This window comes from Gordonia sesuvii (genome assembly GCF_036350415.1).
GTDB lineage: Bacteria > Actinomycetota > Actinomycetes > Mycobacteriales > Mycobacteriaceae > Gordonia > Gordonia sesuvii.
In genome coordinates this window covers 39,745-57,187 of sequence record NZ_JAZDUF010000009.1, presented here as the reverse complement: position 1 = coordinate 57,187, position 17,443 = coordinate 39,745, and the positions used below count along the sequence as shown (strand labels likewise).

At 66.5% G+C, this 17,443-nt stretch carries 16 protein-coding genes; 11 read left to right on the top strand and 5 right to left on the bottom strand.

Translation table 11 applies throughout. From position 1 onward, the window contains the following. Nucleotides 1–4 precede the first annotated feature (4 nt). Nucleotides 5–826 carry a crotonase/enoyl-CoA hydratase family protein gene (locus VZC37_RS22840; RefSeq protein WP_330436124.1) on the bottom strand — a complete coding sequence of 274 codons (822 nt, stop codon included), beginning with the start codon at nucleotides 824–826 and terminating at the stop codon, nucleotides 5–7. A gap of 70 nt (nucleotides 827–896) precedes the next feature. Between VZC37_RS22840 and VZC37_RS22835 the strand changes: the two genes are divergently transcribed. From VZC37_RS22835 to VZC37_RS22825, 3 genes are all read left to right on the top strand, one after another. After that, nucleotides 897–2,522 (top strand): acyl-CoA synthetase, encoded by a 1,626-nt coding sequence (locus VZC37_RS22835; RefSeq protein ID WP_330436122.1) that lies wholly within the window; start codon nucleotides 897–899, stop codon nucleotides 2,520–2,522. 18 nt (nucleotides 2,523–2,540) lie between these two features. After that, nucleotides 2,541–3,689, top strand: coding sequence for an NAD(P)H-dependent flavin oxidoreductase (locus tag VZC37_RS22830; protein ID WP_330436120.1), 1,149 nt, complete (start codon nucleotides 2,541–2,543; stop codon nucleotides 3,687–3,689). Between the two features lie 80 nt (nucleotides 3,690–3,769). Continuing rightward, nucleotides 3,770–4,588, top strand: coding sequence for a DUF1206 domain-containing protein (locus VZC37_RS22825; RefSeq protein ID WP_330436117.1), 819 nt, complete (start codon nucleotides 3,770–3,772; stop codon nucleotides 4,586–4,588). Here the strand turns inward: VZC37_RS22825 and erm are convergent. From erm to VZC37_RS22805, 4 genes are all read right to left on the bottom strand, one after another. Further along, nucleotides 4,476–5,360: a 23S ribosomal RNA methyltransferase Erm gene (erm, locus tag VZC37_RS22820; protein WP_330436115.1), complete on the bottom strand. Its 885-nt coding sequence runs from the start codon at nucleotides 5,358–5,360 to the stop codon at nucleotides 4,476–4,478. The genes VZC37_RS22825 and erm overlap by 113 nt on opposite strands. Nucleotides 5,361–5,538: 178 nt before the next feature. Continuing rightward, nucleotides 5,539–7,119: a long-chain-fatty-acid--CoA ligase gene (locus tag VZC37_RS22815; protein WP_330436113.1), complete on the bottom strand. Its 1,581-nt coding sequence runs from the start codon at nucleotides 7,117–7,119 to the stop codon at nucleotides 5,539–5,541. Next, nucleotides 7,116–8,261 (bottom strand): acyl-CoA dehydrogenase family protein, encoded by a 1,146-nt coding sequence (locus tag VZC37_RS22810; protein WP_330436112.1) that lies wholly within the window; start codon nucleotides 8,259–8,261, stop codon nucleotides 7,116–7,118. The genes VZC37_RS22815 and VZC37_RS22810 overlap by 4 nt, the downstream gene beginning before the upstream one ends. A 240-nt stretch (nucleotides 8,262–8,501) precedes the next feature. Continuing rightward, nucleotides 8,502–9,704, bottom strand: coding sequence for an acyl-CoA dehydrogenase family protein (locus tag VZC37_RS22805; RefSeq protein ID WP_330436110.1), 1,203 nt, complete (start codon nucleotides 9,702–9,704; stop codon nucleotides 8,502–8,504). A 127-nt stretch (nucleotides 9,705–9,831) separates the two neighbouring features. Between VZC37_RS22805 and VZC37_RS22800 the strand changes: the two genes are divergently transcribed. The 8 genes from VZC37_RS22800 (at nucleotide 9,832) to VZC37_RS22765 (ending at nucleotide 17,443) form a co-directional block, all read left to right on the top strand. Further along, nucleotides 9,832–10,020, top strand: coding sequence for a ferredoxin (locus VZC37_RS22800; RefSeq protein WP_330436108.1), 189 nt, complete (start codon nucleotides 9,832–9,834; stop codon nucleotides 10,018–10,020). Between the two features lie 95 nt (nucleotides 10,021–10,115). Continuing rightward, entirely contained in the window at nucleotides 10,116–11,006 is an 891-nt protein-coding gene (locus VZC37_RS22795; protein ID WP_330436106.1) for a 3-oxoacyl-ACP reductase, read from the top strand. Nucleotides 11,007–11,120: 114 nt separating this feature from the next. Continuing rightward, entirely contained in the window at nucleotides 11,121–11,861 is a 741-nt protein-coding gene (locus VZC37_RS22790; protein WP_431309232.1) for an MlaE family ABC transporter permease, read from the top strand. 3 nt (nucleotides 11,862–11,864) lie between these two features. After that, nucleotides 11,865–12,716 carry an MlaE family ABC transporter permease gene (locus tag VZC37_RS22785; RefSeq protein WP_330436103.1) on the top strand — a complete coding sequence of 284 codons (852 nt, stop codon included), beginning with the start codon at nucleotides 11,865–11,867 and terminating at the stop codon, nucleotides 12,714–12,716. Between the two features lie 13 nt (nucleotides 12,717–12,729). Then, nucleotides 12,730–13,908 (top strand): MCE family protein, encoded by a 1,179-nt coding sequence (locus VZC37_RS22780; RefSeq protein ID WP_330436101.1) that lies wholly within the window; start codon nucleotides 12,730–12,732, stop codon nucleotides 13,906–13,908. Continuing rightward, nucleotides 13,901–14,959 (top strand): MCE family protein, encoded by a 1,059-nt coding sequence (locus tag VZC37_RS22775; protein WP_330436100.1) that lies wholly within the window; start codon nucleotides 13,901–13,903, stop codon nucleotides 14,957–14,959. The genes VZC37_RS22780 and VZC37_RS22775 overlap by 8 nt, the downstream gene beginning before the upstream one ends. Beyond that, nucleotides 14,956–16,185 (top strand): MCE family protein, encoded by a 1,230-nt coding sequence (locus VZC37_RS22770; protein ID WP_330436099.1) that lies wholly within the window; start codon nucleotides 14,956–14,958, stop codon nucleotides 16,183–16,185. Before VZC37_RS22775 ends, VZC37_RS22770 begins: the two co-directional genes overlap by 4 nt. Nucleotides 16,186–16,189: 4 nt before the next feature. Continuing rightward, the gene (locus VZC37_RS22765; protein ID WP_330436097.1) at nucleotides 16,190–17,443 is read left to right on the top strand and encodes an MCE family protein; all 1,254 of its coding nucleotides are present in this window, start codon (nucleotides 16,190–16,192) and stop codon (nucleotides 17,441–17,443) included.

The following is a 17,443-nucleotide window of genomic DNA, read 5'->3' as shown; positions in this document are numbered from 1 at the left end:
CAGTTCATTCTCCGGTGAAGACCGGCTTCTCCTTGTTGGCGAAGGCCCGCGGACCGACCTTGGCGTCCTTGCTCTTGAACACCGAGATGCCCAGCTTCGATTCGATCTCGAAGGCGTCGAGTTCGTGCATGCCCTCGGTGTCGCGCATGGTCTTGAGAATCGCCTGCACGGCGAGCGGGCCGTTGGCGGCGATGGCCTCGGCGATCTCGAGCGCCTTGTCCAGGGCCGAGCCGTCGGGAACGGCGTAACCGATGAGGCCGTACTCCTTGGCCTCGGCCGCGGTGATGTGCCGTCCGGTCAACAGCAGGTCGGCGGCGATGGTGTACGGAATCTGTCGGGGTAGCCGAACGGCGCTGCCGCCGAGCGGAAACAGGCCCCAGCGTGCTTCGGCCACACCGAATTTGGCGCTTTCGCCGGCCACTCGGATGTCGGTGCCCTGCAGGATCTCGGTGCCGCCGGCGATGGCCGGCCCCTCGACTGCGGCGATCAGCGGCTTGGTGAGGCGCCGTCCCTTTAGCAATGCGGGCAGGCTTGCGGGGTTCCAGGTGCCCTGATCGGCGGTGTCGCCGGGGGAGTTCTTGTTCATGGCCTTGAGGTCCATGCCGGCGCAGAACGCACCACCGGCGCCGGTCAGGATCGCCACGCGGATGTCGGGGTCGTTGTCCACCTGATCCCAGGCCTCGACCATGATCCGCATCATCTCCGCCGACAACGCGTTCCGGGCTTCCGGGCGGTTCATCGTCACGATGAGGATGTGCCCGCGCTTCTCGACGAGGCAATCGGGGGTCTGCTCGGTGGCGGCGTCGGAACCGGCAACTGTGGTCATCGTCGTTCCTCGTGAATTCTGTGCGGATTGCTGCTTGCCCGAAACGATAACACGTTCTAATTTTGACACCATGGCCTACACGATTGCCGACCTCATCGAGCATGCCGTCGACCTGATGCCCGAGCGCACTGCCCTGGAATCCGGCGACCGCACCCGCACGTACGCAGATCTGGAGGCGCGCTCCAATGCGCTGGCCCACAAACTCCGCGAACTCGGCGTGCAACCCGGCGACCGGGTGGGTTTGTACAGCCGAAACACCATCGAATCGGTCGAGTCGATGGTCGCCATCTTCAAGGCCCGCGCGGTCATGGTGAACGTGAACTATCGCTACGTCGAGGCCGAGCTCGAACACATCTTCACCGACTCCGGGATGAAGGTGCTCATCCACGAGCGACAGTTCTGCGAACGGGTATGCAACACGTTGCCGAAAGCGCCGTCGATCGAACATCGGATCGCCATCGACGACGGCAGCGATGCTCCACTGAGTTGCGGCGGTTACGAGGACACCATCCGGTACGACGACGCGATCGCGGAGTCGTCGACCGAGCGAGACTTCGAGGAACGCACCAACGACGACCTGTACATGCTCTACACCGGCGGCACCACCGGCAAACCCAAGGGAGTCGTGTGGCGGCAAGAGGACGTCTGGCGCGTCCTCGGAGGTGGGATCGACTGGTACACCAGCGAACCCGTGGCCGATGAGTGGAAGCTTGCGCAGGACGGTGCGGCCGGCGGGCAGCTGGTGCGCTACCCGATCCCGCCGTTCATCCACGGCGGGTCGCAATGGGCGATCTTCCAGTCGCTGTTCGCCGGCGGAAAAGCGGTGGTGTATCCCGACTTCAGTGGCAGTGCCGCATGGGACATCGTCGCGCGTCATGGTGTGAACGTCATCTTCATCACCGGAGACGCGATGGGCCGGCCGATGATCGAGGCGTTGACGGACAAGGACGAACACGATCTCTCCTCGGTCGTCTCGATCGCGTCGTCGGCATGTCTGTTCTCACCGAGCATCAAGGATCAGTTCGTCGACCGGTTCCCCAACGCGGTGATCGTCGACGCGATCGGTTCCTCCGAAACGGGTTTCGGAGGTCTGAGTGTGGTGGCCAAGGGCTCGCCCCACAGCGGTGGACCACGCGTGAAGGCGGACAGCGAGACCCATGTGCTGCGTGAGGACGGCACTCCGGTGGAGGCCGGCAGCGGCGAGGTGGGTGTGTTGGCAAGGTCCGGGCACGTGCCGCTGCGCTACCACAACGATCCGGAGAAGTCGGCGAAGACCTTCAAGGAGTTCAACGGGATTCGGTACTCGCTGCCGGGTGACAACGCGCAGCTGGAGGCAGACGGCACCATCACCATGCTCGGGCGCGGTTCGGTATCCATCAACACCGGCGGCGAGAAGGTCTTCCCCGAGGAGGTGGAGGGTGCGCTCAAGGCGCATCCCGACGTGTTCGACACGGTCGTCGTCGGTGTGGCAGATGATCGGTGGGGCCAGCGGGTCGCGGCGGTCATCGCCACCCGTGACGGTGCTCGGCCCTCGCTCGCCGACCTCAACGACGTGGTCCGCAAGGAACTCGCCGGCTACAAATGCCCGCGAAGCGTCTGGTTCGTCGATCAGATCAAGCGTTCGCCCGCAGGCAAACCCGACTACCGGTGGGGAGCAGGCATCACCGCCGAACGTCCCGCCGACGAGGCGCTGTAGCGCCGGAGATGAGCCGAGATGCATACCGAACTCGCCGAACGTTTCGGCATCGAATACCCGATCTTCGGATTCACCCCGAGCCAGCATGTGGCCGCCGCGATCAGTCGCGCCGGTGGCATGGGAGTGCTGGGTTGTGTGCGCTTCAACGAGGCCGACGAACTCGACGAGGTCCTCGAGTGGATGCACGAGAACACCGACGGCAAACCGTTCGGTGTCGACATCGTGATGCCCGCCAAGATCCCCACCGAGGGCAGCCAGGTGGATCTGGACTCGATGATCCCGCCCGAGCACAAAGCGTTCGTGGAACGCACCCTCGACGACCTCGGTGTGCCGCCGCTGCCCAACGGAGAACGGGTGAACGCCGGAGTGCTCGGATGGCTGCACTCCGTCGCGCGTTCCCATGTGGACGTCGCGATGGAACACACCCGCAAGTACGGGCAGATCAAGCTGATCGCCAATGCGCTCGGGTCTCCGCCGGAGGATGTCATACAGACCTCCCATGACAACGGCCTGCTCGTTGCGGCGCTCGCGGGGGCGAAGGAACACGCGCTGCACCACGTGGAGGCGGGCGTGGACATCGTCATCGCACAGGGCTACGAGGGCGGCGGCCACACCGGCGAGGTCACCTCGATGATCCTGTGGCCCGAACTCGTTGATGCATTGGGTGATTCGGCGCCGGTGCTGGCTGCCGGCGGGGTGGGCAGCGGTCGGCAGATCGCCGCGGCGATCGCTCTGGGCGCGCAAGGGGTGTGGATGGGCACCTACTGGCTGACCGCCGCCGAGTACAAACTCGGCATGGCCCCGGACGCCGACGGGCCGTCGACGGTGCAGAAGGCCCTGCTGAAGGCGACCTCGCGGGACACCGTGCGCCGCCGCATCTACTCCGGCAAACCCGCGCGCTTGCTGAAGACCAAGTGGACCGACGCCTGGGACGCCGACGGCGCGCCGGACGCGTTGCCCATGCCCCTGCAGAATCTGCTCGTCAGCGAGGCGCACGCGCGGATCTCGGCCGCCGACGACCCGGAGGTGGTGGCGATGCCGGCCGGTCAGATCGTGGGACGCTGCAACGAGATCGTGCCGGTGGCCGACCTGATCGCCGACCTCGTCGCCGAGTACGACCGCGCGGTCACCAGGATGAACCAGACGTTGCCGACGACCGCGAGCTGAGAGGCGGGTTTACCAGTCGGGGTCATCGGGTACCCCGCGACGATGTCCTACCCAGACCGGCACCCGACGAACGGACCCCGATGAGCCGCAATCAGGCGGTCCGGACGGTGGACCGTGTCACCGACAGCCCATGGTTCGAGCGTGCTGCGCGAGCCGGCCACGTGGTCAACGGACTTCTCCACCTGCTGCTCGCCTACATCGTCGCGCGCATCGCGTTCGGTGGCGGGGGCAGCGCCGACCAGTCGGGTGCGTTGGCGGTGTTCGCGGGCCAACCCGGCGGTCGCGTCGTCCTGTGGGTCGCCGCCGTCGCCTTCCTGGCATTGGCGTTGTGGCGACTGGCCGAGGCCATCCTCGGTGGCAAAGTGAATGATCCGGATTCGTCGGACGGCGGCCTGAGTGAGTGGTTCGACCGTGGGAAGGCGTTGGCGCTCTTCGTCCTCTACCTCAGCCTCGCCTGGTCCGCGGTGAACTTCGCGACGGGCAGCGGGCAGTCCAGCGGTCAGCAGAACGCAGGTATGAGTGCACGGCTGATGGAGCACACCGGCGGCAAGCTGCTCCTGGTCATCGTCGGCCTGATCGTCGTCGCCGTCGGCGGCTACTTCGTCTACAAAGGCGTCACGAAGAACTTCCTCGACGATCTCCGGCGTGGCGGCGGGACGGCGGTCACGGCGACCGGTGTCATCGGGTACACCGCCAAAGGTGGCGTGATCGCCGGTGCCGGAATCCTGGTCATCGTGGCCGCCATCCGAGCCGACCCGTCCAAGGCGTCTGGCATCGACGCCGCGATCAAGACCCTCGCCGGCCTCCCTGCCGGACAGATCCTGTTGATCCTCGCCGCGCTCGGGCTTGCCGCTTACGGGGTGTACTGCTTCGTGATGGCCCGCTGGGCACGGATGTGATCTCCGGCGCGCCCAGCCGATACAGCGTCGCCCACTCGGTTGCGTCGAGATCCCGAGGGAGGCGTGAGTGCAACCGGTGCGCCGAGATCCATCGCCGCACCTCACCGCGCCGGTCGGCGGGAACCGCACGGCCGGCGATCTCGCCGAGCCCGTGCCCGCTACCGGTGAACATCGCGTGCACGAATCCCTGGTAGTCGCCACGACGCGCAGTCTTCAGAAGCGGGTCGGTGCGGCGAGTGATGGTCAGCAGTCCGCCGTCGACACCTGGGCGCGGGGCGAACGCCGTGGCCGGCACCCGGCCGGCGAGCCCGAAGTCATACCACGGCCACCATTGGGCGGTCATCATCGTCGCCCCACCGACACCCGCACGCCGGCGGGCTACCTCCCACTGCGTCACCAGCACCGCGTGCGTCCAGTGCGGGGATCGGAGCAGGCGACGCAGGATCGCGGTGGTCTGGTGGAACGGCAGATTGCCGACGATCACGTGCGGCGTATGCGGCAGTCGATGGTGCAGGAAGTCGGCGCAGACGACCGACGTGTGTGCGGGGTCGGCGCGCCGACCGAGTGATCTCGCCAGACGCGCGTCGATCTCGACCGCCTCGATAGGACGGCGGAGGCGCTGCAGCGGAATGGTGAGTGCACCTGCACCGGAGCCGATCTCGACGATCGGCCCGTCGGTGCGCGCGACCAACTCGACGATGTGGTCGATGACCGTGCGGTCGGAGAGGAAATTCTGGCCGTGCTCGTGACGGCCGGCGTGAAACGCGGGCATGAGGCCTCCGGGGCTCGCGGTGCGGATACCCGGGCAGCACGAAACGAGCCGCCGGGTGATGAGCTACCTGGGCGGCCGAGCCGGTCAACCGAAAAGGTGGTTGTGAGAGAGACGGCTCGCCGCTATGCGCGACGGAGCCGAACGAGTGCCATGCGTGCGTTTCCCATGGGCGCGGACACTATGGCCGCACCGACGCGGGGTCAACTGATTTTTCGTGTTCCTGGCGATCCGGCGTCGCGCGGTTCGCGACGAAGCGGAACTCGCCGATCGGTCGGGTCCAGGTCGGTGGGATCGCGTCCTCGCGGAGATGTCGTTTGACCGTCTTGAACGTGGCGGTGTCCGGAAGATCATGGGTCAGGCGCACACGATGCGGCCATTGCTTGGGCCCGAGGTCGGACTGATCCTGCAGGAACCCGGTGAAGTCCTTGGCGGTCAGGTCGCCGTCGACCACCAGGACCGCCTCGATTTCGTCGCCGATCTCCACCGGGACTCCGTAGACCGCCACCTGACGAACCATCGGATGCCGCAGGAGAATTCGTTCGATGGGTCCGGTGCCCAGGTTCTCGCCGTCGACGCGGAGCCAGTCGCCGACGCGCCCGGCGAAATGCAGGTAGCCGTCGTCGTCCACCCAGGCGAGGTCGCCGGTGTGATACATCCCGCCCCGCATCCGGTCGTCGGATGCCTCCGGGTCGTTGTGGTAGCCGCTGAACAGTCCCGGCCCCGAGGTGTTGACGATCTCGCCGACTGTGCCGGTGGGCACCGGCTCGCCGGTGTCGGGGTCCACGACGGCCGTCGGGGGCCGGAGTGGACCGAGCGCATCCGGCGGCGTGTCCGGCGTACGGGTGATCGCGACTCCACCCTCGGTGGAGCCGAACCCGTCGATGACCCGACACCCGAAGCGTCGGGCGAACCGCTCACGATCGCGCGCCGACGCCTCGTTGCCGTACATGATGCGGAGTGTGTTGTCGGCGTCGTCCGGCCGTTCCGGGGTGGCGAGGATGTAGTTCAGCGGCTTGCCGACATAGTTGGCAAACGTGACTCCGTACCGTCGCACGTCAGGAAGAAAACCGCTCGCGGAGAAGCGGTCTCGGAGTGCGACGGATGCGCCGCCGGCCAGCGCCACCGACCAGCCCGCGATGACGGCATTGGAATGGAACATCGGCATCGAGAGATAGACGACGTCGGAGCTGTCGATGTCGAAACGGTCCGCGAGCATCCGGCCACTCTCCGCGAACTTCCGCTGGGTGCAGCGGACCGCCTTCGGGTCCCCGGTGGTTCCGGAGGTGAAGATCAGCATCATCAGGTCGTCGGGTGCGGGGGTCGAGATCGACCGACGGTGGGGAAACTCCTCCCGTTGATCGAGTAGCCGCGCGAGCGAAGCGAGCCGGCGTATCGAGATCACCGGCACGCCTAGCTCGACACCGTCGAGCAGATGACGGGAACGCTTGTCGGTCAACACGATCTGGCAGTCGGATCGCTCGATGTCGGCGGCGAGTGCCGCGCCTCGTCGCGTGGTGTTGAGGCCGACGAGCACGAACGAACCGAGGGCGGCGGCCCCGAGGAGATAACTGAACTCCGGCGAGTTCTCCATGAGCACACCCACATGCGGTGTGGCGTCGTCCGGCAACAGGGCGCGCAGTGCCTCTCCACGTGCCCGGGAGGCCGCGACGTGGTCGCGCCACGACACGAACTCGTCGCCGTGGTGAAGTCCGCGGTCGTCGACGTCGGCGACCGCGGTGAACAGCTCGGCGAGTGTCACACGGGTGCGGCGGCGAGTTCGCCACCGATTGATCGAAGGACCAGAGGCGCCGAGCCGCAGGTGAATTCGTTCTGCTTGGCGCGCAGAAAGTAACGGTGCAGCGGATGGCTGGTGTCCAGGCCGACGCCTCCGTGGACGTGGACGGCGGTGTGTGCGACCCGATGACCCGCCTCGGCGGCCCAGAACTTGGCGGTGGCGATCGCGGTCCGCAACTCGCCGTCGTCGGGCCGGTTGGATGACGAGGCGTTCGACAGCATCCACACCGCCTGGGTGGTGGTCAACGAGAGGCCCTGGGCGTCGATGTAGCCGTCGGCGAGGCGCTGCGCCACGGCCTGGAATGATCCGATTGCACGGCCGAACTGCTCACGCTCCCGGGCGTATTCGGCGGTCAGCTCGAGCGCGCGGGTCACCACGCCGACCTGATCCGCGGACACCGCGAGGGAGATCCGATCCGCGACGTCGAGCGCCGCAGCCGCACCACCGTCGAGGATGCGGTCGGGATCGACGGTCACGTCGGTGAAGTCGACCTGGGCGGTCGGCGTCTTACCGGTCGATTGGGTGGGGGTGATCGAGACCCCGTCGTCGTCGGCACGGACCACGACGGCCAACGGGCCGTCGGGGCCGATCGCGTTGACCACGAAGACATCCGCGGCCGACGCGTAGGGCACATTGACCTTCGTTCCGTTCAGGGTGCCGGGTACGTCGGTTGCCGTCAGCGTTGCGGACGGGGTGGTCGGGTCGGTACCGAGATCTTCCTCGAATGCGACCGTGAGGACGAGGTCGCCTGCTGCGCCGGCGGCCAACGTCTGCTCGCGGAGGGGTGCGGACCCGCGGCCGGCGATCACCGGCAGAGCCGCGAATGCGTGCGCCCCGAACGGGACCCGGGCCAGCGCTCGGCCGAGTTCCTCGGCGACGAGTGCGTTCTCCACCGCGGTCAGGTCGCCGCCCTGCTCGCCGACAGCCGCCGACGTGAGCTCGAGACCGAGCAGACCCGCGGCGCCCAGCTCACGCCAGAGGTCGGTATCCATCGGGGCGTCGGCGGTCTCCAGCTCGGCGACCCGGTCGGCGGTGCTGACCTTGGTGGCGATGTCGCGGGCGAGACCCCGGACGTCGTCGGCGGATTCGGGAAGGGTGAAGTCCATGGTGGTGGCTTTCGGTGGGTTGTGGTTGTGGTTGTGGTTGTTGGGTCACCGGGTCTCGATACGCCCTCGCCTAGCGGCTCGGGCTACTCGACCAGCGGATGGGGGACCAGCGGATGGGGGGAGCAGCGGATGGGGGGTCTCGATACGCCCTCGCCTAGCGGCTCGGGCTACTCGACCAGCGGTTAGGGGGAGCAGCGGATGGGGGGACCAGCGGATGGGGGGTCCAGCGGTGGGGGGGAATCATCGTCGGGCGGCGGGCAGACCGAGCGCGAGCATCCCGATGATGTCGCGTTGGATCTCGTTGGTGCCGCCACCGAAGGTGAGGATCAACGAGGTGCGTTGGAAGCGTTCGAGACGGCCGTTGAGGTGAGCGCCGGGCGACCCTTGGCGCAGTGTCGCGGCGGGTCCGACGACCTCCATCAGCAGTCGATAGGCCTCGGTAGCGAATTCGGTGCCGTACACCTTGGTCGCCGACGCGTCGGCCGGGCTCGGTGAACCGCCGGAGGCTGCGATGGAGGCGATCTTCCAGTTGATCAGCTTGAGGAACTCCACCTTCGCGTGCACGCGCGCGAGGTTGGTCTGCACCCACGGTGCATCGATCACCCGCTGACCGTCGCCGGTCTTGGTGTGCTGGGCCCACTCGATGATCTCGCGCAGGGCGGTCTGGATCGGCGCGGCACTGCACAGCGCGACCCGCTCGTGGTTGAGCTGGTTGGTGACCAGCGACCAGCCACCGCCTTCCTCGCCGACCCGTGCGCTCGTGGGCACCCGCACGTCCTGGTAGTAGGTGGCACTGGTGTCGACTCCGGACATCGTGTGCACCGGTGTGTAGCTGAAACCCTCGGCCGTGGTGGGCACGATGATCATCGAGATGCCCTTGTGCTTCTTTCCGCCGGGCTCGAGGGTGGCGGGATCGGTTCGGCAGGCCAGCCAGATGTAGTCGGCGTAGGGGACCAGACTGGTCCACATCTTCTGTCCGTTGATGACGTAGTCGTCGCCGTCGCGGATCGCCGTCGTACGCAGTGCGGCCAGGTCGGTGCCCGCGCCGGGCTCGGAGTAGCCGATGGAGAAGTGCAGCTGACCCGCGGCGATCTTCGGCAGGAAGAACGCCTTCTGCTCGTCGGTGCCGTAGTGCATGATCGTCGGCGCCACCGAGTTGATGGTCAGAAACGGGACCGGGGCACCGGCGATCGCGGCCTCGTCGGTGAAGATCAGCTGATCCATCATCGAACGGTCCTGGCCGCCGAACTCGGTGGGCCAGCCCAGTGCCAGCCAACCGTCGGCACCCATCTGGGCCACGACGTCGCGGTAGGCATCGCCCTCACCGATCTCGCCGTCCCCACCGAGGAGGGCGGCGCGGCGTTCGGCGGTCATCAGCGAGGCGAAATAGGATCGCAACTCGCGGCGGAGGTCGTCCTGCTGGTCGGTGTAGGCGATGCGCATCGGGGTCTCCGTGTCATAGTGGACAGCCGTGTGGCGGCGAACACACGCTCGCCAACTTCTGAAACACGTTCTAACCTGTAGAACACAGCCCGTCAACCAGACGACACGTCGGTAGAAGGAGTTCGGTATGCGAATCAAGGCAGATTTCGACCTGTGCGAGTCCAACGCTGTGTGCGTGGGCATGGCGCCGGATGTCTTCGACCTTGACGACGACGACTACCTGGTGATTCACAAGGAAGAGGTCCCGGCGGAGCGCGAAGAGGAAATGCGTCAGGTGGTGGCCAGCTGCCCCAAGTCCGCCCTGTCGCTCGAATGAGGTCAATCGACCGATTCTGACCAATCGGTTCCGGTCCGCGCGCGTTCGTGCTAGAACAGGTTCTAGTTTTTACAGCTTCGGCGAAAGGGAGTCGCGTGGGCGGGTCGTTGGACGGACGTGTCGCGGTGGTCACCGGCGCCGGCGGGGGGCTCGGTCGGGCTGAGGCCATCGGTCTGGCCGCCGACGGCGCGACGGTGATCGTGAACGATCTGGCGAGCTCGCTGGACGCCAGTGATGTGATCGACGTGATCACGTCGGCCGGTGGGCGGGCCGTCCCGGTGGCCGGGGACATCTCGGAATCGGCCACCGCCACCGAGATAATGCGCACCGCCACCGAAGATCTCGGCAGCCTCGACGTCCTGATGAACAACGCCGGGATCACCCGCGACAAGATGTTGTTCAACATGACCGACGACGAGTGGGACCTCGTCATCCGGGTGCATCTACGCGGCCACTTCCTGCTGAATCGGAACGCGGCGAGCCACTGGCGGGCCGCGTCGAAAGCGGCCGGCGGCCCGGTCTACGGGCGACTGATCAACACCGCATCCGAGGCGGGTCTGCTCGGACCCGGCGGCCAGGCGAACTATGCCGCGGCCAAGTCGGGGATCATCGCGCTCACGGTTTCCGCGTCTCGGGCGCTCGCGCGCTACGGCGTCAAGGCCAATGCCATCTGCCCGCGGGCACGGACATCGATGACCTCCGATGTGTTCGGTGACGCTCCGGCCGATGGCGTGGACCCGCTGTCGCCGGAACACGTCGTCACCCTGGTCCGGTATCTGGCCGGTCCGGAGGCGGACAACGTCAGCGGGCAGGTGTTCGTCGCCTACGGCGGCGAGGTGATGCTGATGGCCGCGCCGACGGTCGAGGAGACCTTCACCGCGGTCGGGGATGCGTGGGAGCCTGCCGACCTGACCAAAACGCTGACCAGCTATTTTGCCGGTCGCGACGCGGCGCGTTCTTTCTCGGCGAGTGAACTGGTCGACTGACCAATTCGGTCGCCTGGTGCGTGATAGGTTCGCGATGTTCGACGGGGCGAGCACTACGACGGGGATCTTCCCGGGGGGTTAGGAGTGTTGGTGTTCGAGAAGCTCGCGACGCCCATGGCAGGCGTCGGCGACTTCGTCGCGCTGGGGGTGGAGTCCTCCCGTGAGCTGTTCCATCGTCCGTTCCAGTGGCGCGAGACGGTCGAGCAGTCGTGGGCGATCGCGCGTGTGTCGATGGTTCCCACGCTCCTCGTCGCGATCCCGTTCACGGTTCTCGTCAGCTTCACCCTGAACATCCTCCTTCGGGAGATCGGTGCGCAGGACCTGTCCGGGGCCGGTGCGGCACTCGGCACCATCACCCAGATCGGTCCGATCGTCACGGTGCTGATCGTCGCCGGCGCCGGCGCGACCGCGATCTGCGCCGACCTCGGAGCGCGAACCATCCGCGAAGAGATCGACGCGATGAAGGTCCTCGGCATCAACCCGATCCACCGGCTGGTGGTGCCCCGCATCATCGCCTCGACCGGGGTCGCGATCCTGCTGAACAGCCTCGTCTGCACGATCGGTATCGGCGGCGGCTTCATGTTCTCGGTCTTCCTGCAGGACGTGAACCCCGGCGCGTTCATCGCCAACCTCACGTTGCTCACCGGATTCGGCGAGCTGATGATCTCGATGGTCAAGGCCGCCCTGTTCGGTCTGTTCGCCGGGATGGTGGGCTGCTACCAGGGACTGAACGTGAAGGGCGGCGCGAAGGGCGTCGGCGACGCGGTCAACGAGACGGTCGTCTACTCGTTCATGGCGCTGTTCGTGGTCAACGTGGTCGTCACCGCGGTGGGTCTCAAGGCGACGGCGGGCTGAGCGATGGTACTTCCGTTCACGACTCGCTTCCGCACCGCTCGAGTCGCCGTCAAGCGGGCCGGTGAGGACTGGGACCAGATCGGCGACCAGGCGCTGTTCTACTGGGACAGCATCATCGCGATCCCACGTGCACTCAAGCACTACAAGAAGGAGACGCTGCGGCTGATCGCCGAGATCTCCATGGGCACCGGCGCTCTGGCGATGATCGGCGGCACGGTCGTGGTGGTGGGCTTCCTGACCCTGTTCACCGGCGGCACGATCGCCGTGCAGGGCTATAGTTCGCTTGCCAACATCGGCGTCGAGGCGCTCACCGGCTTCTTCTCCGCGTTCATCAACGTGCGAATCGCGGTCCCGGTGATCGCCGGCATCGCGCTGGCCGCGACGATCGGTGCCGGTGCCACAGCCCAATTGGGTGCGATGCGGGTGAGCGAGGAGATCGACGCGCTGGAGACGATGGCGATCTCGTCGATTCCCTACCTCGTCAGCACGCGCATCGTCGCCGGGCTCATCGCGATCATCCCGCTGTACTCCCTCGCCTCCCTCGCTTCCTTCCTGGCGAGCCGGTTCGCCACCGTGATCCTCTACGGTCAGTCGCCGGGCGTGTACGACCACTACTTCAACACCTTCCTCATCCCGTCCGACATCATGTGGTCGTTCGTGCAGGCGATCTGCATGGCGGTGGCCGTGATGTTGATCCACACCTATTACGGCTACAACGCATCCGGCGGACCGGTCGGCGTCGGTGTGGCGGTCGGCAACGCCGTGCGCGCGTCGCTGGTCGTGGTCGTGGTGATCACCCTGCTGACCTCGCTCGCCATCTACGGCGTCGACGGCAAGTTCAACCTGGCGGGATAGGGCCGACGCAGACATGGCACGACGACAGGAACGCAGCAGGACGACCCGACGGATCGCCGCGGTCATCATGGTGGGCGGGCTCGTGGCCATCATCTCCGCGGCCTCGGGTCAGTTCCTCGGTGGGTTCGCATCGACGGAGACGGTGACCCTGGAGGCGCCGAGGGCCGGTCTGGTGATGAGCCCCGACGCGAAGGTGCGCCTCCGGGGTGTGCCCGTGGGTCGCGTCGAGTCGATCGACGAGGGCGGCGGACAGGCGGTGCTCACGTTGAGTATCGACTCCGACCAGATGTCGCAGATTCCGGGCAACGTCACCGCGGACATCAAGTCCAACACGGTGTTCGGCGCCAAGGCGGTCAACTTCGTGGTGCCGGAGACCGGGCCGAGCGGTCAGCTGCGGCCCGATCAGACCATCACCGCCGACCACGTCGTCGTCGAACTCAACACCGTCTTCCAGCAGCTGGTCTACGTGCTCGCAGAGATCCAGCCGGAGAAACTCAATTCCGTTGTCGGTGCGGTGAACACCGCCCTGGCCGGCAACGGTGAGCGGATCGGCGCGGGCCTGGAGCAACTGTCGAACCTGCTCGACGAGACCAATGAGTATCTGCCCGAGCTGAACGAGCTGATCCGACAGACCGCGACGTCGACCAACGTCTACGCCGACGCGATGCCCGACCTGATGCGATCGGTCGACAATCTGACCTACCTGGGCAACACCCTCGTCGACAACTCGGCGAACCTCGATGCGCTGCTCATCAACGCGACCGGGATGGCCAACACCATCAACGGCGAACTCGCGCCGTCGAAGCAGACACTGATCTCCGCGTTGAGCAACCTCGATCCCGTGTCGCAACTGCTCGGCTACCAGTCGCCCGGCATCAAGTGCTTCCTGACGACGTCGGCGGTGTCGGCGGATCTCGCCAAGCCGTACTTCGGCGGCCGCAACGGCAACCTGTTGCTCTACGCCGGTCTGCTGCCGGGCAAGGAGCCCTACCGCTATCCCGAGAACCTCCCGCGCGTCGACGCCGCCGGTCCGCCGACCTGCGCCGGCGGGCTCAGTGACCCGACCACGAAGGAACATTCGAACTTCTACGTGACCGACAACGCGCCCGTGCCGTACCAGCCGCGCACCCAGCCGAAAGCCAACCGCCAGAAACTGTTCCAACTCTTGTTCGGGGAGCCGGAGCGTGGATAACCGTGCACGCGCGTTCCGCGCGACCCTCATCAAGCTCGGCGCGTTCGCCGTGGTGATGCTGCTGGTCTTCGTCGGCCTCGTGGTCGTGTTCAGCAACTACCGCTCCGGCAAGTCCGACGATTACCGTGCGGTGTTCTCCAGCGCGTCGGCGATGCAGTCGGGCAGCAAGGTGAAGATCGCCGGTGTCGAGGTCGGTCAGGTGTCCGGGATCTCGCTCAACCGCGACAACGAAGCGGAGGTCGAGTTCTCGGTGGACCGCGAGTACCAGCTTCCGACGTCGGTACGCGCGCTGATCCGCTACGAGAATCTCACCGGCGACCGGTACCTGGAACTGCAGCAGGGCTCGGGGGATGCCGAGGACCAACTTTCGCCCGGGGACGAGATCCCGATCGACCAGACCGAGCCGGCGCTGGACCTCGACAAACTGCTCGGCGGCTTCAAGCCGTTGTTCCGGACGTTGAATCCCGATGAGGTGAACGAACTCTCGACCTCGCTCGTCGCGGTGTTCCAGGGGCAGGGACCGGCTCTCAACGAGTTGCTCTCCGACACTGCGTCGTTCACCGGCGCATTGGCTGATCGGGATCAACTGATCGGCGAGGTCGTGGACAATCTCAACGACACGCTGGGCACACTCGACGGGGACCGGGCCGGTCTCGACAGCAGCATCGACCAACTGCAGCAGTTGGCGTCGGGTCTCGCCGCCCAGCGAGGTGTCATCGGCAACTCGCTGACGCAGACGTCGAAGGTGACCAACGGGCTCGCCGACCTGCTGCAGACGACCCGGCCGGACCTGCAGCAGATGGTGACCAATACGGGAACGGCCGCCCAGGAGTTGCTGAACGCCGAACCATACCTGCGGTCGCTGATCCCGCGGTTGCCCAACGACTACAAGAAGCTGTCCAATCTCGGTAGCTATGGCGCCTGGCTGCAGATCTACTTCTGCCGAATCCGCCTGCTGCTCACCGGTCCCGGCGGAAAGCAGTACTTCTTCACATCCAACGACGTGACAGGTGACACGACCAAGGCAGGCGGGAGGTGTGCGTCGCAATGACCGGACCATTCGGCAGGCTCTTCAGCAGCCAGCGCAGTGAGTCGACCGAGGCCGACGTCTCCCGTGAGGCCAAGCGCGGTGGACGCAGCCGCGCCGGCATCGGGGTCATCGGCGTCGTCGTGACCGCATTGGTGATCGTGGTGGCGCTGCAGATGGATCGGTTGCCCTACTTGTCGCCGATCAGTTCCTACACGGCCTATTTCGACGACGCAGGCGGCCTGGTCACCGGGGACATCGTGACGGTCGCGGGCGTCAACGTCGGCACCGTCCAGAACATCGCCCTCGCCTCCACCGACGACGGCACCAAGGCCGCGGTCACCTTCCGGATGAACGACACCATCATCATGGGCGCCGAGACGCAGGCCGCGATCAAGACCGAGACCGTCCTCGGCAGAAGGAATCTGACGATCCTGCCGCACGGCACCGGCCGCATCGAACCGGGCGGCGACATCCCCAACCAGAACACCATCGCGCCCTACTCGCTCACCGACGCGCTCGACGACGCCACGACGACGTTGTCGGAAACCGACACCGACGAACTCAACAACGCACTCACCACCCTGTCCGCGGCGTTCGCCGACACCCCGGACGAGGTGCAGGGTGCGGTCGACGGCGTCGGTCGGCTGTCGGCGGCGATCGCCGACCGCGACAACACCTTGCGTGAACTGCTCGCCAAGGCCAACAGCGTCACCGAGATCCTCGGCGAACGCAACCAGCAGATCAATCGGCTACTCGTCGACGCGAATTCGCTGCTGGGGGAACTGCAGATGCGTCGCGCCGCGATCGCCGAACTGATCACCGGCGCCCGTGACGTGTCCGCCCAGATCAGCGGTTTCATCGCGGACAACAATGAACAACTCGCGCCGGTGCTGACCAAGCTCAACGGCGTGCTCGACATCCTCAACGACAACGAGCAGAGCCTGCGGGAGACCATCGACCGGCTCGGGCCGTACGCGAACGCGCTCGGCGAGGCCGTGGCCAACGGCCCGAACTTCGATTCGCTCGTCGGTGTGTCCACCTTCGGCGACTACACCGCCACGTTCCTGAAGGTGCTGCAGCAGAAATATCCGGAGGCGGCGAAAGCCTTCTCCTACAGCGGGTTCCCCCTCCTTCCGCAGGCGTGGAGTGAGGCGCCCCCGGCCGGATCGCGACCGGAGTCGCCCAAACCGCCGCCGGCGACCTATCCGACGCCCCCGCCGCCCACGACCCCGCAGTCAGGAGGATGACGCGATGACAAAGCGTGTGATCCAGATCGTCGCGGGCGTCGTGCTCATCGCCCTCGTCGCGGTGGCGGCATACCTGGGCTTCACCCGCGCGACGACGAAGTCGGTGACGGCCTACTTCCCGTCGGCGACCGGCCTGTACGAGGGCGATCCCGTCCGTGTGCTCGGGGTGGACGTCGGCAACGTCTCGTCGATCACCCCGCGCGAAGGCGATGTCCGCGTGGACCTACAGATCGACGCCGACACCCCGATCCCGCTCGACGCCAAGGCGGTCGTGGTGGCGCAGAGTCTGGTGTCCGGGCGATTCATCCAGCTGACTCCCGTCTACGCCGAGGGCCCGCAGCTCGATGACGGCGGCACCATCCCGATGAAGCACACGGCGGTCCCGATGGAGTGGGACGACGTGAAGAAGCAACTCAGCATGCTCACCGAGGCCGTCGGTCCTCAGGGCGCGGAGCCGGGAACCGCGGCCGAAGCGATCGACGTTGCGCAGCAGAACCTCGACGGCAACGGCGAGGCGATCAACCAGTCGATCACCGAGCTGTCGGATGTCATGGACACCCTCGCCGCCGGTCGCGGCGACCTGTTCGCCACCATCCGCAGCCTGCAGAAGCTCACCGATGCACTCTCCGACAGTCATCAGCAGCTGGTGCAGTTCAACGGCCGGATCGCCTCGGTCGGTGACGTCCTGGCCGACAACACCGATGCGCTCGACGGCGCATTGACCAACCTGGACTCGGCCATGGTCGACATCCAGGGATTCATCGCACAGAACCGGGACGCGCTGACGTCGTCGGTGGCGAAGCTCGCCGACACCACCACGATCCTCGCCGACAAGGACGAACAGTTGCGTGGCCTGCTGCACTCGGCACCGAACCAGCTCGCGAACTTCTACAACATCTACAACCCGCTGACGGGGTCGTTGTCGGGGGTGTTCGGGCTCGGGATGGGCAACAACCTCATCACGCTGTTGTGCGGCACCATGGACGCCAACAACCGGCCCGGGGCGAGTCAGGCCGACATCGAACACTGCGTCGACGTGCTGGCGCCGATGCTGTCGTCCATCGCGGTCGCGTACCCGCCCTTCCTGGCCAACCCGGTGACCGGCATCAACGCCGCCCCCGGCCAGATCACCTATCAGGACTCGAGTGTCCGTCGGCGCGCTCAGGCAGGTCTGCGCGAACAGGACGCCCAGACGCGGCGCGACAACGGCGGCGGCGCGCTCGGCGACCTCCTCGTCCCGTGGGGAGCCGAGGAATGA

Bases quoted from the DNA above. Each gene is read 5' to 3' on its own strand.
- VZC37_RS22840 (WP_330436124.1), bottom strand. From the start codon at position 826: ATGACCACAGTTGCCGGTTCCGACGCCGCCACCGAGCAGACCCCCGAT.
- VZC37_RS22835 (WP_330436122.1), top strand. From the start codon at position 897: ATGGCCTACACGATTGCCGACCTCATCGAGCATGCCGTCGACCTGATG.
- VZC37_RS22830 (WP_330436120.1), top strand. From the start codon at position 2,541: ATGCATACCGAACTCGCCGAACGTTTCGGCATCGAATACCCGATCTTC.
- VZC37_RS22825 (WP_330436117.1), top strand. From the start codon at position 3,770: ATGAGCCGCAATCAGGCGGTCCGGACGGTGGACCGTGTCACCGACAGC.
- erm (WP_330436115.1), bottom strand. From the start codon at position 5,360: ATGCCCGCGTTTCACGCCGGCCGTCACGAGCACGGCCAGAATTTCCTC.
- VZC37_RS22810 (WP_330436112.1), bottom strand. From the start codon at position 8,261: ATGGACTTCACCCTTCCCGAATCCGCCGACGACGTCCGGGGTCTCGCC.
- VZC37_RS22805 (WP_330436110.1), bottom strand. From the start codon at position 9,704: ATGCGCATCGCCTACACCGACCAGCAGGACGACCTCCGCCGCGAGTTG.
- VZC37_RS22800 (WP_330436108.1), top strand. From the start codon at position 9,832: ATGCGAATCAAGGCAGATTTCGACCTGTGCGAGTCCAACGCTGTGTGC.
- VZC37_RS22790 (WP_431309232.1), top strand. From the start codon at position 11,121: ATGGCAGGCGTCGGCGACTTCGTCGCGCTGGGGGTGGAGTCCTCCCGT.
- VZC37_RS22785 (WP_330436103.1), top strand. From the start codon at position 11,865: ATGGTACTTCCGTTCACGACTCGCTTCCGCACCGCTCGAGTCGCCGTC.
- VZC37_RS22780 (WP_330436101.1), top strand. From the start codon at position 12,730: ATGGCACGACGACAGGAACGCAGCAGGACGACCCGACGGATCGCCGCG.
- VZC37_RS22770 (WP_330436099.1), top strand. From the start codon at position 14,956: ATGACCGGACCATTCGGCAGGCTCTTCAGCAGCCAGCGCAGTGAGTCG.
- VZC37_RS22765 (WP_330436097.1), top strand. From the start codon at position 16,190: ATGACAAAGCGTGTGATCCAGATCGTCGCGGGCGTCGTGCTCATCGCC.